Annotated in this window: 15 protein-coding genes; 4 read left to right on the top strand and 11 right to left on the bottom strand. The window is 65.8% G+C overall.

Going from position 1 to position 14,404, the window contains the following annotated elements; all coding sequences use genetic code 11:
* Positions 1-14 precede the first annotated feature (14 nt).
* The 9 genes from QTH90_RS04455 to QTH90_RS04415 all read right to left on the bottom strand — a co-directional run bounded on the left by QTH90_RS04455 (position 15) and on the right by QTH90_RS04415 (position 10,046).
* A complete protein-coding gene (locus QTH90_RS04455) occupies positions 15-413 on the bottom strand; it encodes a DUF934 domain-containing protein (RefSeq protein ID WP_286663307.1) in 399 nt (132 codons plus the stop codon).
* Positions 410-2,188, bottom strand: a complete 1,779-nt coding sequence (locus QTH90_RS04450; RefSeq protein ID WP_286663306.1) for a nitrite/sulfite reductase — start codon at positions 2,186-2,188, stop codon at positions 410-412. Before QTH90_RS04450 ends, QTH90_RS04455 begins: the two co-directional genes overlap by 4 nt.
* Before the next feature lie 262 nt (positions 2,189-2,450).
* A complete protein-coding gene (locus QTH90_RS04445; protein WP_286663305.1) occupies positions 2,451-3,266 on the bottom strand; it encodes an SDR family NAD(P)-dependent oxidoreductase in 816 nt (271 codons plus the stop codon).
* A 4-nt stretch (positions 3,267-3,270) separates the two neighbouring features.
* The gene (locus QTH90_RS04440; RefSeq protein ID WP_286663304.1) at positions 3,271-4,029 is read right to left on the bottom strand and encodes an SDR family NAD(P)-dependent oxidoreductase; all 759 of its coding nucleotides are present in this window, start codon (positions 4,027-4,029) and stop codon (positions 3,271-3,273) included.
* The gene (locus QTH90_RS04435) at positions 4,022-4,951 is read right to left on the bottom strand and encodes a branched-chain amino acid ABC transporter permease (RefSeq protein ID WP_286663303.1); all 930 of its coding nucleotides are present in this window, start codon (positions 4,949-4,951) and stop codon (positions 4,022-4,024) included. The genes QTH90_RS04440 and QTH90_RS04435 overlap by 8 nt, the downstream gene beginning before the upstream one ends.
* Before the next feature lie 19 nt (positions 4,952-4,970).
* Complete coding sequence (locus tag QTH90_RS04430; protein ID WP_286663302.1) at positions 4,971-6,290, bottom strand: ABC transporter substrate-binding protein; 1,320 nt, start codon at positions 6,288-6,290, stop codon at positions 4,971-4,973.
* Positions 6,291-6,321: 31 nt separating this feature from the next.
* Positions 6,322-7,227: an NAD(P)-dependent oxidoreductase gene (locus QTH90_RS04425; RefSeq protein ID WP_286663301.1), complete on the bottom strand. Its 906-nt coding sequence runs from the start codon at positions 7,225-7,227 to the stop codon at positions 6,322-6,324.
* Positions 7,228-7,248: 21 nt separating this feature from the next.
* Positions 7,249-9,177 (bottom strand): bifunctional 5-dehydro-2-deoxygluconokinase/5-dehydro-2-deoxyphosphogluconate aldolase, encoded by a 1,929-nt coding sequence (locus QTH90_RS04420; RefSeq protein WP_286663300.1) that lies wholly within the window; start codon positions 9,175-9,177, stop codon positions 7,249-7,251.
* On the bottom strand, positions 9,174-10,046 hold the full coding sequence (locus QTH90_RS04415) for a MurR/RpiR family transcriptional regulator (protein ID WP_286663299.1): 873 nt from the start codon (positions 10,044-10,046) through the stop codon (positions 9,174-9,176). Before QTH90_RS04415 ends, QTH90_RS04420 begins: the two co-directional genes overlap by 4 nt.
* Positions 10,047-10,145: 99 nt before the next feature.
* Between QTH90_RS04415 and QTH90_RS04410 the strand changes: the two genes are divergently transcribed.
* The 4 genes from QTH90_RS04410 to QTH90_RS04395 are packed head-to-tail and all read left to right on the top strand — an operon-like array spanning position 10,146 to position 13,303.
* Entirely contained in the window at positions 10,146-11,192 is a 1,047-nt protein-coding gene (locus QTH90_RS04410) for a branched-chain amino acid ABC transporter permease (protein WP_286663298.1), read from the top strand.
* A complete protein-coding gene (locus QTH90_RS04405; protein WP_286663297.1) occupies positions 11,179-11,922 on the top strand; it encodes an ABC transporter ATP-binding protein in 744 nt (247 codons plus the stop codon). The genes QTH90_RS04410 and QTH90_RS04405 overlap by 14 nt, the downstream gene beginning before the upstream one ends.
* Positions 11,923-11,930: 8 nt before the next feature.
* Complete coding sequence (locus QTH90_RS04400) at positions 11,931-12,671, top strand: ABC transporter ATP-binding protein (RefSeq protein WP_286663296.1); 741 nt, start codon at positions 11,931-11,933, stop codon at positions 12,669-12,671.
* 5 nt (positions 12,672-12,676) lie between these two features.
* Positions 12,677-13,303, top strand: a complete 627-nt coding sequence (locus tag QTH90_RS04395; RefSeq protein WP_286663295.1) for an ATP-binding cassette domain-containing protein — start codon at positions 12,677-12,679, stop codon at positions 13,301-13,303.
* An 11-nt stretch (positions 13,304-13,314) separates the two neighbouring features.
* Here QTH90_RS04395 and trhA read toward each other — a convergent pair whose 3' ends face one another.
* Together trhA and QTH90_RS04385 are read right to left on the bottom strand one after the other, a co-directional pair.
* Positions 13,315-13,929, bottom strand: coding sequence for a PAQR family membrane homeostasis protein TrhA (gene trhA / locus QTH90_RS04390; RefSeq protein ID WP_286663294.1), 615 nt, complete (start codon positions 13,927-13,929; stop codon positions 13,315-13,317).
* Positions 13,930-14,130: 201 nt separating this feature from the next.
* The gene (locus QTH90_RS04385; RefSeq protein ID WP_286663293.1) at positions 14,131-14,340 is read right to left on the bottom strand and encodes a hypothetical protein; all 210 of its coding nucleotides are present in this window, start codon (positions 14,338-14,340) and stop codon (positions 14,131-14,133) included.
* Positions 14,341-14,404: the final 64 nt, after the last annotated feature.

Here is a 14,404-nt window from a genome sequence, read left to right as displayed (position 1 = left end):
CTGGTGGATGGAGTTCAGGCGGTTTCGCGCTTGAAGATGGGGGTCGCCTGGACTGCATCGCCCTGGTAGAAAGCGGCGAAGCGGTCGAACTGGCGCTGGGCGGCGGAGGCGTCCACGCCTTCCTTCAGCACGGCGCTCGAGAAGCCGGTGCGCTGCATCTGCACCAGTTGGTCGATCAGCACATCGCCCGTGGCGCGAATGTCGCCCTTGAAGCCGAGTCGCCGACGCAGAAGGAAAGCCTGGCTGTAGGCCCGGCCATCGGTGAACTTGGGGAAGTCCAGGTCGATGCGTTCCACGTCGTCGAGGCACACCTCGATCGCGAGGGGATCGGCGTCGTTGGGCAGTTGCAGCACGTTCGGGTCGCCGTTGTCCACGTGGTCTTCGGCAGCAATCAGTTGAAGCGTCTTGTTCATGCGGCCTCCTCGACCTTGAAGCGCGCGCCGTTGGCGGCGGCCTTGAAAGGCTCGATGCCGACGCGCCGCAGCGCATCGATGAAGGTTTCGCCCGCTTCGCGGGTGTCGCGATACGTGTTGAGCACGGCTTCGATCACGTCCGGCACTTCGGCCGCGGAGAACGAGGGGCCGACCACCTTGCCCGGTTGCGCCGCACCGCTGAGCGCGGAGCCGTCGGAGCCGCCAAGCGTGACCTGGTACCACTCCTTGCCGTCCTTGTCGACGCCGAGGATGCCGATGTGGCCGCTGTGGTGGTGGCCGCACGAATTGATGCAGCCGCTGATGTGCAGGTCGATCTCGCCGAGGTCGTCGAGTTCGTCCAGATCCTGGTAGCGCTCGGTGATGGCCTCCGCGATCGGGATCGAGCGCGCATTCGCCAGCGCGCAGAAGTCGCCGCCAGGGCAGGCGATCATGTCGGTCAGCAGGTGTACGTTGGCACTGGCGAAGCCGGCTTCGCGCGCGGCGAGCCACAGGGCGTGCAGGTCTTCGGCATGCACCCAGGGCAGCAAGAGGTTCTGGTCGTGCGTGACGCGGGCTTCCCCGGCGCTGAAACGGTCGGCCAGCAGGGCAGCGGTGTCGAGCTGGTCGGCCGACGCATCGCCGGGTGCCTGCAAGCGGCGCTTGAACGACAGCGTGACGGCGCGCAGCGCCGGATTCTGGTGCGGCGCCACGTTGCGTGCCAGCCAGCGCGCGAACATCACGTCGTCGGCGGCCTGGGCGCGCAGTTCGGCATCGGTTTCCTCGGCGCTGCGGAACACGCGCGTTGCCAGCGTCGGCGGCACGAAGGAAGCGCTCACGCGGTCGAGCTCGGCCTGCGTGACCGTGTGCGGTGCGCCGTCGTGCTCGATGATCTGCTTGTACTCGGCTTCGACATCATCGATGTAGCGTTGGCCCTCGGCCTTCACCAGGATCTTGATGCGCGCCTTGTAGATGTTGTCGCGCCGGCCGTAGCGGTTGTAGACACGGATCACCGCTTCGAGGTAATTCATGATCTGGTTCCACGGCAGGAACTCGCGCAGTACGGTGCCGATGATCGGCGTGCGGCCCATGCCGCCGCCGACCTGCACGCGGAAGCCCAGTTCGCCCGCGTCGTTCTTCACCAGGTGCAGACCGACGTCGTGCCAGCCCGTGGCAGCGCGGTCTTCCTTGGCGCCCGTGATCGCGATCTTGAACTTGCGTGGCAGGAAGGCGAATTCCGGATGCAGCGTGCTCCACTGCCGCATGATTTCGGCGAAGGGGCGCGGATCGGCGATCTCGTCGATCGCCACGCCGGCGCGCTCGTCGCTGGTGATGTTGCGGATGCAGTTGCCGCTGGTCTGGATGCCGTGCATGTCGACCGAGGCCAGCAGGTCCATCACGTCGGCCGACTTCGACAGCGGGATCCAGTTGTACTGGACGTTTTGGCGTGTCGTGAAGTGCGCGTAGTGCGTCGGCAGCTTGTGCGTGCCGAGCTTGCCCTGCGTGGCCAGCGCGGTCTTGTAGACCTCGGCCTCGGGCTCGTCGTAGACGCGCGCAATCTTGGCCAGCACGCGCAGCTGTCGGCTCGACAACTCGCCATAAGGCACCGCGACGCGCAGCATCGGCGCGTAGCGCTGCACATACCAGCCGTTCTGCAGCCGCAGGGGACGGAATTCGTCCTCGGAGAGCTTGCCTGTTTGCCAACGTTCGAGCTGGTCGCGGAATTGCGCCGCGCGCAGGTGCACGAATTGGCGGTCGAAATCTGTGTATTGGTACATCGTGTGTCAGTTGCTGGAAGGCGGTGCGTCCACGGCCCGTCAACGCGAGCCCAGGAATGTAGAAGCGAGCCTTATGGAAACAAACTATTTTTTGGTTCGCGCCTTATGCGGATAAGCTTATTCGTCAATCCCCATGCGGGTTTGCGGGCGATCGAATGCTTATTCCGGATAAGGCGAGCGACGTCCGGATCGTCGTTGAAGCGACGGGTCCGGGGCCGAATCCCAGGGTGATTCTAGGAAAGGACGCGCCTCCACGTGCGCGTCACTGCGTTGCGTTGATGCCGCCGTCGAGATACAGCACCTGGCCGGTCACGAATGACGCCGCCGGCGCGCAGAAGAACACCGCCGCGCCCGCCACGTCCTTCGGGTCGGCCACCCGGCCGAGCGGAATGCGCTCCAGCAACTGCCGGTGCGTTTGGGGGTTCGCCAGCCAGTGGCGCGCCATTTCGGTGCGGACCACCGTCGGCGCGACCCCGTTGACCGTGATGCCGTGCGGCGCCAGCTCGGCGGCGTGCTGGCGGATCAGCATGACCAAGCCGCCTTTGCTGCTGGCATAGGCCGAGTAGCCCCGGCCGCGCAGGCCCAATCGGGATCGCACCGACAGCAAGTGCACCTGCGATCCGCCGCGCCCGCCGGCGATCTGGTGCCGTGCCGCCGCCTGCGCCAGGAACATCGCCGCCTTGAGATTGACCTGTACCACCTCGTCGAAGGCCTCCTCGGTCGCTTCGAGCAAGGCTTGTTCGCGCTGGATGCCGATGCAGTTCATCAGCACGTCGAGCCTGCCGAAGTGCGCAGCGACGGCATCGACCGACGCCTGGATGTCGGCGACCGAATGCGCGTCCATGGAGACCCCCAGCGCGTCATGTCCCGCCGCCCGGAGCGACGCGGCCAGCGCCTGCGCCCTGGCTTCGTCCCGTCCCGACACTGCCACCCTGGCGCCGGCCAACGCCATCGCCCAGGCGATGGCTTCGCCGATACCGCCATAGCCGCCGGGGATATACGCGACTCGGCCTTCGAGGCTGAACAGGCCCGACATCTCGCGAGAAAAGTCGATGCGTGGCGTGATTTCTTCTTCCATGCGGTCAGTCCATCAGCAAGCCGCCGTTGAGATCGACGATCTCCCCGGTGATGAAGCCGGCGAGCGGCGATGCGAGGAAGCGCACCACGTGCGCAAACTCCTCAGGCTCGCAGAAGCGGCCGACCGGGATGTCCTTCAGCAGGGCCTGCCGCTGCTGTTCGGTCAGCTGTTCGGTGATCATGGGCGTCTTCACATAAGCCGGCGAAATGCCGTTGGCGGTCACGCCGAAGGATGCCAGTTCGCGCGCCAGCGAGAAAGTCAGCGAGGTCAGCGCACCCTTGGAGACGGAATAGGCCGTTCCCGCCGTGAGCCCGCCGGTCTTTGCCGCCAGCGAGCAGGTGTTGATGATGCGGCCGGCCCGTCGCGCCTTCATTGACGGCACCACCTGCTGAGACAGGTAGAAGGCGCCATCCAGGTTCACCGCGAGCACGTGCCGCCATTCCGAGGCGTCGGTGGCTTCCGCCTTGTTGTTCGACAGGATCCCGGCGTTGTTGACCAGCACGTCGACCGGGCCGAGGGCTTCGACAACCTGCGCGTGGCCGCTTTGCACTGCAGAAGGGTCGCTGATGTCGAAGCAGAAGGGCAGGGCATCGGCGCCGAGTTCCGCGGCAAGCGCGAAGGTCCGTTCGCGATGAGCATCCACGAGCGCGACCTTGCAGCCGTCCTCGAGCAGGAAGCGCGCCGCCGCCCGCCCCATCGTGCCGGCGGCCCCGGTGACCAGCGCGACCTTGCCCTGCAAGGGCCTCGAGTGAAGTTCAGGCATCGAGCGCACTCTTCTTTCCGAACAGTCCGCGCGAGCGGAAGGTGACGACCGCGATGAACAGCAGGTACATCGACATCAGGGACCACTCCGACGCGTACGAGCCGGTCAGGCCCACGACCATGCCCACCATCAGTCCCGCGATCACCGCACCCCAGAGCGAACCCACGCCCCCCAGCACGATGATGAGGAAGGCCGGCACCACCGCATCCACCCCCACGTGCGGACGCACGCCCCAGATCGGCGCCATCACCACACCCGCGATTGCGGCGAGCGCCACGCCCAGGCCGAACACGAACAACCGGAGCCGCGACAGGTTGATTCCCAGGGCTCGCACCATCTCGCTGTCGTGCGCGCCGGCCTTGATGATCGCGCCGTAGGGCGTCTTCTGGAGAAAGAGCCACAGCAGGAAGATCATCAGCACCGCGAAGGCGCTGGCAAAGAAGCGATAGCGCGAATAGATGAGGTCGCCCAGCATCAATGCGCCCGAGATCGCCTGCGGCAGCGGGATCTGCTTCTCGGACGAGCCCCAGACGAGCCGGATGCCTTCCTCGATCACCAGCGCCGCGCCGAAGGTCAGCAGAAGGCCGTAGAGCGGATCGCGACCGTAGGTGCGCCGCATGCACAGTTCCAGCAGCATGCCGAAGAGGCCGACGAAGACCGGAGCCAACACCAGCGCGAAGAGGTAGCGCACCTCGATCGGCAAAGCCATGTACGCCGCCTGCAGCGCCGGAAACATGCCCAGCTGCGGCGCCACGATGAAGAGCGCAACGTACATGCCGAGAGCGAACAGCGAGCCGTGCGCCAGGTTGATGGTCTCCATCACGCCCACGATGAGCATGAAGCCCAGCGCAATCAGCGCGAACAGCAACCCCAGCGAAACGCCGTTGACCAGGTGGGGCAGCAACTGGAAGAGAAAGTCCATCGCGTCTGGGTCCGGCGATTCAGACGTCGTAGCTCGGTGTCGACTCGTAGCTCTCCAGCTTGCAGTTGGCCGCAGCGTCCTTGTCCTGCACGTCCTTCGGGTCGGCCTGCGTCAGGATCTTGAAGATGTCGTCCTTTTCGGCCGGCGCGTCGTTGTAGCGCGCCATGTAGATGGTCTGCTGGCACTGATGCGTCGCCGGGTCGATCCATGCGTCGTAGTGCTGCAGGCGGTCCGCCGCGGTCATCTTTCGGCCTTCGAGCTTCTTGATGACCGCGATGTTCTGCGTCGTTCCCGTTTCCTCGACGCAGCGCAGCAGCTCGCGCGTTGCCATATAGGCGTTGTGGTAGACGTTGCCCGGCACGCGGATGGCCATGCCCGGGAACTGCTTCTGGTAGGCGGCCACGAACTCCTTCACACCCGGCAGGTCGAGGCGGTAGTACCAGGTGGTGCCGAACACGCCGAAGATCGCATCCGGACCAAGGCCATACACATCCGGCCAGTCCTGCTGGTTGTTGATCCACGCCATGCTCTGGTTCAGCTTGAGCTGCACCACCTGCTGGCGCAAGGCCTTGATGTCATCGCCACCCACGGCCGTCGCGACCACGTTCGGCTTGAGCTGCTGCAGCTTCAGCAGATAGGACGAGAAGTCGCGCGTGTTCTGCGGCACCAGCAGTTCGTCGACGATCTTGCCGCCGTTGGCTTCGACGATGGCGCGCGTCGCCTTCGAGGTCGTGTGGCCCCACACGTAGTCGTTGGTCAGCAGGACCCAGTTGCGGCCGCTGGCCGCGATGGCGTTCTTGACCGTTGCATTCGAGAAGTTGGTGCCGTTGCCGTCCCACACGAACTTCACGCGATGGCAGTCCTTGCCAGCCTCTGTCGGCGAGCTCGAATTGGTGTTGAGGAAGATGGTCCCGTACTTCTGCGCGACCTGCGAGATCGCGTTGGCCACGCCCGAATGGACGGCGCCGATCAGGAAGGCGGCCTCGTTGCGCGTGATCATCCGCTCGGCCACGCGCGATCCGGTCGCCGGCGTGGTCTCGGTGTCGATGTGGATGGCCTCGATGCGCCGCCCCAGCACGCCGCCCTTGTCGTTGAATTCCTTGATCGCCATCATCGCGCCCAGCCGTTCCTCGCCGCCCGATGCGGCGTACTGGCCCGAGGCATCCATGGTGAGCCCGATGACCAGCGGCTTCTTCTGCGCGGCCTGCGCCCACACGCGGTTGTGTTTCCACGGGCCCATGAAGGGCGCCACGCCGTACAGACCCGCGCCCGCGAGCGCGAGACCGGTGCCCTTGAGCAGGGCACGGCGTGAATCGGAGGGAGTATTGGTCTTCTTCATGGTCGTTGTCTCCTGCTGTTGTGGGGAGGGACTAGCGCGGAATGATCTTCACGTTGCTGGCCTTTTCCTGGGCCTCGAAGAGCGAGGCGATCAGCTTGTCGCCGAACCCGAGGTTGACGGCCTGGATCAGGCTCTGGTGCGCGGCCTCGCCCATGAAACTCGACACGGGAAGCGTCTCGGCGAGGTGGGTGTAGTAGCGCAGGTCCTTCTGTGCGTTGGCGATGCCGAACTTGAAGCCGTCCACCGAGCCGTCGGTGAGCGTCTTGCTCGTCATCATCTGGAAGATGCCGCAGTTCACGCCGCCGACCGACACCACGTCATAGAGGCGCTTGAGGTCGAGTCCCGACTTGGCGGCGACCGCGAAGGCCTCCGCGATGCAGGCGGCGAAGCTCATCGCCATCATGTTGTTGACCAGCTTCAGCACATGGCCGTGGCCGGGCGGACCGACGTGGAAGATGTTCTCGCAGAAGGCCTTGAGCACCGGCTCGATCACCTGGAAGTCCTCGGCGTCCGCGCCCACCATGGTGTTGAGCCGGCCTTCCTCCGCCTCCTTGGGCGTACGGGCCAGCGGCGCATCGATGAACTTCACGCCTTTGGCCGCGAAGTCGGCGCGGATGCGGGTGGTGGACGAGGGCTCGGCCGTCGACGTGTCGACCACGATCAGCCCTTGCCGTGCGGCGCCCAGCAGACCATCCGCGCCATAGACGATGTCTTCCACCTGCGGCGAGCCGGTCACGCAGATGAAGACGATGTCCGCCGCCTGGGCGGTCGCGGCGGGGGTGCCCGCCTCGGTGGCGCCTGCTGCCAGCAGGTCCGCGAGATTGGCGCGGTTGCGGTGGGCCTTGAAGGTGAGGGCGAAGCCCTTCGCAAGCAGGTTCTTCGCCATGCCGTGGCCCATCATTCCGATGCCGATGAAGCCGATCCTGGATGTGGTCATGAGTGTGGTTTCCGTGAAAGTTCAAGCAAGAGGGGAGGTGACGCCGGCCCGGGCTTCGCGCCAGAGCCGCATGAGTCGGGCATAGCGGTCGGCAACCTCATCGATGACCTGCGCATCGCCGAGCTGGCCGGCAAACCATCCGGCGGCGGCGTCCGCGAAGATCGACCGGCCCACGGCGAAGCCACGGCAGATGGCGTGCGGCGCTGCGGCCTCGAAGCCGTTGCGCAGTTCGTCTTCGCTGGCTTCCAGGCCCAGCAGCAGCACGCCGCGGCAGTGCGGGTCGTGTCGGCGGATCACCGCGCCGATCTGCTCCCACGCCTGAGTCGAATCGGAAGGCGGCAGCTTCCACCAGTCGGGGCGGATGCCGGCCTCGTAGATCTGTTCCAGCGCGCGGGCCAGCGTGCTCTCGTCGCCCGGCAGCTCGCGTGGGGGGATGACTTCGACCAGGAACTCATGAAAGGTCGCGATGCTCGCGCACTGCAGTTCCGACAGCCGCGCCAGCTGTGCATCGCGCAGCGCCTTTGGATCGTCCGGGTGATAACTCACCAGGCATTTCGCGACGTGCTCGCCCGGCCAGCCGCGCATCTCGAGCGAAAGCGCCTTGCTGGTTTCGAAGACCAGCGGACGCGAACCGGGCAACTCCACCGGGCGGGCAATCCACCAGCCCTTGCCGGTGAGGGTCGGCAGGATGTCTGCGCCAAAGCGGCTGTCGAGGATCATGCCGGCGTCCGGGCCGGACGTCTCGGCTTGCGCGACGCGGCGAGCGCCCTCGGCCACCAGCCGCTTGAAGGTCTCGACGCTGCGGGGCTCGGCGCCATGTTGCGCAGCGAGTTCGTCGAGCTGCACACGATGATCGAAGGCGAGAATTCCGAGTTCGCTCCATCGCCGCGTGCGCGTCGTCGCGCGGTGAAGATGCTCGAGATGCGCGTCCTCGCGAAGCCGACGCGTGTGCGAGCCATGCGCAAGAAAATGCTGCAGTTCCTCCCAGCTCGCCATGGCCGGGGCGCAGCCATGACGCGACACGACCAGTGCGCCGCAGGCATTGGCGTAGGTACAGCAGCGTTCCAGCGGCTCGTCCTTGAGCCAGCCGCGCAGGAACCCAGCCATGAAGGCATCGCCTGCGCCGAGTACGTTGTAGACGTCGACCGCAAAGCCGGGGCCGCGCAGGCCGTCGTCCAGGCGATCGGGAATCGCGCCGTCGAACACCACGCAGCCCATCGGCCCGCGCTTCATCACGATCGTGCCGGCAGTGAGCGAGCGCAGGCGCCGGATGGCGGTGAGCGTGTCCGAACTGCCGCCGGCGATGTGGATTTCCTCCTCGGTCCCGACCACCAGGTCGCACGACGGGATCACCGTCTGGAAATGCGCGCTGACCTGATCGGACGGCACGAAGCGCTGCTCGCCCATGCCGGGGCTGGTCAGGCCCCAGAGCACCGGACGGTAGTCGATGTCGAGCACCACGCGCGTGCCGCCGGCCTTGGCATGCCGAATCGCGGTGCGGCATGCCTGGTAGGTCTGCGGCTGCGACAAATGCGTGCCCGAGAGCAGCAGGGCGGTGGCGGATGCGATGTGGCCGGGCGTGACGTCGGCTTCGTCGATCGCCATGTCGGCGCAGTGATCGCGGTAGAAGACCAGCGGGAAGGTCTCGCGGTCCTGGATGCCGAGGAACACCAGCGCCGTCAGGCGCCGCGGGTCCGTCTTCACGTGGCTCACGTCCACGCCTTCCGCGGCCAGCGTCTCGCGCACGAAGCGTCCGTTGTGCTCGTCGCCGACTCTCGTGAGCATTGCGGGCTTGAGGCCGAGCCTTGCGACGCCCACCGCCGTGTTGGCCGGCGAGCCGCCCAGGTACTTGGTGAAGCTCAGCATGTCCTCCAGCCGGCCGCCGATCTGCTCGCCGTACAGATCGACCGCGGCCCGCCCCATGCAGATGACGTCGAATGGTCTTGTCATGACGGCTTCTTGGCTGTGGGCACCTTGCGGGCCCGCTGGTGGCTGGCCTGCTCGGCCAGGAGATGCCCGGTGCTCACGACCAGCGCCTGCGCCAGGCACAGTGGCGCTACGAGGGAGCGGAAGGGCTTCGACGAATCGTCGGCCAGCTCGAAGCAGACCTTGGCCGACGCCTTGAGTGGTGACAGGGGCCCATCGGTGATCGCGACCACCGCGGTGCCTCGGGCGCTCGCCGCCTGCGCCGCGTCGAGAACCTCTGGGGAGTAGTTGCGAAAGCTGGCGACCAGCAGCACGTCGCCGGGCGCCACCGCGCGCAGGCTCTCGCGCAGCATGCCGCCGGCGCCGTCGAGCAGATGCGTGCGCAACTCCAGCTGGCTCAATGCGTAGGCAAGATAGCCGGCGACCGGGAAGGCCCGCCGCTGGGCCAGCACATGGATGTGAGGTGCGTTGGCGATGAGCTTGACGGCCTTCGTGAGATCGGCCTCGTGGATCATTTCCTCCAGTTGGCCCAACTCGCCGACCGAGTCCATCGCCAATTGGTGCAGCACGCTGCCCGGCGCGCGCGCGCCGTTGGTCTGCTTGCGGCGCATCTCGACGATGCGTTCCCGGTAGCTCGACGACCGCTCCACCAGATGACCGCGGAAGACCTGCTGCATCTCGGAGAAGCCGCCATAGCCCACGGCGTTGGCGAAGCGGATCATGGCCGAGGGCTGCACCTCGGCGGCCTCGGCAATCGCCGCCACTGTTCCGAGAGCGAGATCGTCCGGCCGCTCCAGTGCGTGACGGGCGATGCGCTGGAGCTGTTTCGACATGCCGGGGTAGGCCTGCGCGATCCGGTTCTTCAGCTGCTCGTAGGTGGCGATCGGGTCCATGTCGAAAAAATAGAATGAATGTTCTTGAACGTTTCGATATTAGAACGTACATTCTGTTTTGTCCAACACCCATTTCAAGTACCCGGAGACAAGGCTTTCATGCAACTCGCCGCTGGTCGCGCCGCAGTCCTTCCTGCGCCCATGGTGTTCGTGCTCGGCTTCCTGCTGTCCACGCCGCTGTGGATCGCGCAGGTGGGTCTCTATCAGTACCTGGCGCTCGAAATCATGATCTGGATGATGTTCGCGCTGGGCTACAACCTCCTGCTCGGTTTCACTGGCTTGCCGTCCTTCGGGCACGGCGCGTACTTCGGCATCGGGGCCTATGCCTTCGGCCTGCTGCAGCTCAAGGTGTGGCCGAACCTGTGGTTCGACCTGTTCGGGGCGGTGCTGGTCGCCGCAAGCATGGGTGCGCTGGTGGCCTTGTTCATCTCGCACCGGCGCGGCATCTACTACGCCTTGCTCACCATCGCCTTCGGCCAGGTGTTCTGGTTCATCGCCAACAAGTGGCACACGGTGACCGGCGGGGAAGACGGACTGCTCAACATCCGGCGGCTGCCGGCGGATCTGGGCTTCGTGTCCTTCAGTCTCACCAGCAACAACGCGCTGTTCTATTTCTGCCTCGCCGCCTTCGCGGTGGTGCTCGTCGCGCTGTGGCGGCTGGTGCATTCGCCGCTCGGGCGCGTGCTCAGCGCCATCAAGCAGAACGAGACCCGCGCTGCCTTCGTGGGCTACAACGTCTGGCTCTACAAGTGGCTGGCGTTCACTTTGTCGGCCGGCGTGGCGGGGCTGGCGGGCGCATTGTTCGCCATGGCTCAGCAGTCGGCGTACCCCAACGTGATGAGCCTGCACAACTCGGGCTTCGTCGTGATGATGGTGCTCGTCGGCGGCGGGCTCGTGAGCTTCTGGGGGCCGTTGATCGGCGCCGCCTTCTTCATCCTTGCGCGCGACCTGCTGGGTGTCTACACCGAGACCTGGCTGCTCTGGTATGGCCTGATCTTCATGGCCATGGTGATCTTCAAGCCCGACGGCATCGCCGGCATCTGGCAGGCGTGGCGGCAGCGGCCGTCGGCCGGCCGGCGGGCGTTGGCCGCTGGCGCGTCGGTGTCGACGGCATTGATTCAGCGAGGTGCGGATGAAGCTGTTTGAAGCGACGGGACTTTCCAAGCGCTTCGGCGATCAGGTCGTGCTCGAGGACATCACGCTCGACTGCGAGGAGGGCGAACTCGTCGGCATCATGGGCCCGAACGGCGCAGGCAAGACGACCTGCTTCAACGTGCTCACGGGCCGCTACAAGCCCGATCGCGGCACGGTGCGCTTCGCGGGCGAGGACATCACGGGCCTCGCGCCGCGCGAGATCGCGCGCAGGGGCATCTCGCGTTCGTTCCAGATCATGAATCTGTTCGACGACTACTCCGCGCTGGACAACGTGCTGATCGCGACGCCGCACGTGCGCAAGCAGGGCTTCAATCCCTGGCGCGACCTCGGCGCGGACAGCACCGCGCAGGACCTGGCCGCGACGGTGCTCGACAGCGTGGGGCTGGCGGGCAAGGAGCGCGTGCAGGCCAGGAGCCTGTCCTACGGTGAACGCCGGGCGCTGGAGATCGGCGTGGCGCTGGCGGCCGCGCCGCGCATGCTCTTCCTTGACGAGCCGACGGCCGGCCTCGGCGCGGAAGGCACGGCACGGCTCGCCGAACTGGTGGCGCGCTTGAGGAAGCAGTTGACGATCATGATCATCGAGCACGACATGAAGTTTCTCTTCGGGCTGGCCGATCGGATCTCGGTGATCCACTGGGGCCAGGTCATCGCACAGGGAACACCGGCTGCGTTGCGGCAGAACGAGTGGGTGGCTCGCTCCAACCTGGGGACACTGGCATGAGCGCCGTGGTGACTTTGCCCGCCGCCGCCTCTGCGGAGCCCGGGCAGGCCGCGCTGCTCACCATCGACCACATCGACACCTACTACGGCGAGACGCAGGCGCTGTTCGATGTCTCGCTTCGGGTGGGCGCAGGCGAGGTGGTTGCGCTGCTGGGGCCGAACGGTGCCGGCAAGACCACGACGCTTCGCTCGATCCTGGGACTCACGCCCGCCCGTAGGGGCGCGGTCCGCTTCGACGGCCGCGACATCACGCATGCCTCGACCCATGAGATCGCGCGCTGTGGCGTCGGCTGGGTACCGGACGACCGGCGCATCTTCCCGACGCTCACCGTTGCGCGCAATCTTGCGATCGCACGCAAGATGTCGCGCTTTCGCGCATGGACCGAGAAGGAGTGCTTCGAGATCTTCAGCGCGCTCGAACACCTCATGCACCGCGAATGCGAGAACCTCTCCGGCGGTGAAATGCAGATGGTCGCCATCTCACGGGCCTTGCTCGGCTCACCAGGGCTGGTGCTGTTCGACGAGCCGAGCCAGGGGCTGGCGCCCAAGGTCGTGCAGGACGTGATGAAAACCATCACCCGGCTGAAGGCCGAGGGCGTCTCGGTCCTGGTGGTCGAGCAGAACGTGCAGAGCGCGCTCGAAGTCGCCGACCGCGTGTACGTGATGAACCTGGGCAGCATCGTGCATGAAGGCCGGGCTGATGTGCTGCTGCGCGACGCGACGCTGCGGCGCCAGTTGCTGGGAGTGTGACGTCGATGAATGCTCCGCTTCTCCAGGTCGTGCAGATCGGCAAGCAATACACCCGCGGGCTGCTTCGTCCGCAGGTCACCTTCTCGCTTGCAGCCGATTTCGAAGTAGCCGAGCCCACTGTTGTGGGCGTGCTCGGGCCCAATGGCTCCGGAAAGACGACGCTGTTCGAACTCATGACCGGCAGCAACCTGCCCGACGCCGGCCGTGTGCTGGTCAACGGCCAGGACATCCATCGGGTGCGCACGCGGGAGCGCGACCGGCTGGCGATCCACTACCACCAGTCCTATCAGGTGCGCTCTTTCCAGCGCACGCGGCCGAACTTCATGCTCGACCACGCGGCCAGCGATTCACCGCTGGTGCATCTGTTCGACGAGCCGCAGTTCAACACGCAGGACGGCTACATAGGCTTCATGCTGGAGTTCTTCAGGAAACTGCGTGGCGCGGGTCGCGTGGTGTTCCTGTGCCTGCACCCGAACGAGCCGTATCACATCGACATCCTGCGCGAGAGTTGCGAGCGGTTCATCTTCGTGCAGAAGGGCGTGGTGACGCAGGTCCCGAGCTTCGCGGCGCTGCTCGGCAATGAGCAAGTGCGTTCCTACCTGGGGTCGCTCGCGCCGGCCCGGGAGCGATAGCTTCGGTGCATCTAGAGGACGAACTCCGTCACGGTGATGTAGTGGCACAGCGTGCCGCCCAGTACGAACAGGTGCCAGGTGCCGTGAGCATGCCGCCAGCCGCGGGGATTGCGATAGAACACGGTGCCTGCGGAATACAGCGCTGCGCCGACCATCAGCCAGGCGAGACCCTCGGATTCGAGGCGCGCGATGAGTGGTGCACCGACCAGCACGCCCAGCCAGCCCATCCCCATGTACAGCAGCAACGATGTCTTCGGTGGCTCGCCGGGCCTCAGTTCCCGGCCAATGCCGAAGATCGCGGCGCTCCAGATCGCCGCCAGCAGCGCCCATCCCCATGCGCCCTGCAATGTGACCAGCGCGAAGGGCGTGTAGCTCCCTGCGATGAGCAGGTAGATCGCGCAATGGTCCATCCGCTGCCAGAACAGCTTCATGCGGCCGCGTGTGCTGTGGAAGAGCGTCGATGCGGCGTACAACGTCATCATCGAGATCGCGAACACCAGCGCGCTGACGGTCTTGGCCGGGTCGCCGTCCGGCATCGTCTTCGCGAGCAACGCAGTCGAACCGGCCGTTGCCAGCAGGAGTCCGATCAGATGGCTGTATCCGTTGAAGCGTTCGCCGTGGTACATGGTGGCCCCGCCGAGTCAGGTTGATGAAGAGGTGTCCAGTGGGCCGAAGCATTGCTGCAGCCTGATGACATGAGACACGAGTCCGCGGCGCTGCGCATCAACCGTTGGCGCTGGCGAATCAGCCAGCAAGTGCCCGGGGCGACGGGCCTGCATCTGTCCATCGGCAGACCGGATGAATATGCAGTCCGGTCATTGGCGAGGTCACCGACGGTCGCTGTAGACCATCAGAAGTTGACGTGCCGAGAACTTTTCCTCGATTCCGACCGGGTCGGCATCTTCGTCTTCATCGCCGGGCCCTGCGGACCGGATGGCGGGATGCGGCACCGCTTCGACCATCACAGGGACGCGAAACGCGCTGAGATGACGCACAAGGCTGGGTTCGAAGTCAGGCTGGGGCATGGCGAGCGGCATGGTGGGTACTCCTTTTTGCCTTTGGGAGTACGGTAGGCCCACGTTCTGTGCCCAGTTGTAGGAG

Source organism: Variovorax flavidus, assembly GCF_030317145.1.
In the GTDB taxonomy this organism is placed as follows: domain Bacteria; phylum Pseudomonadota; class Gammaproteobacteria; order Burkholderiales; family Burkholderiaceae_C; genus Variovorax; species Variovorax flavidus.
The sequence above is the reverse complement of the archived record's forward strand: the minus strand, read 5'-3'. Positions and strand labels throughout refer to the sequence as shown.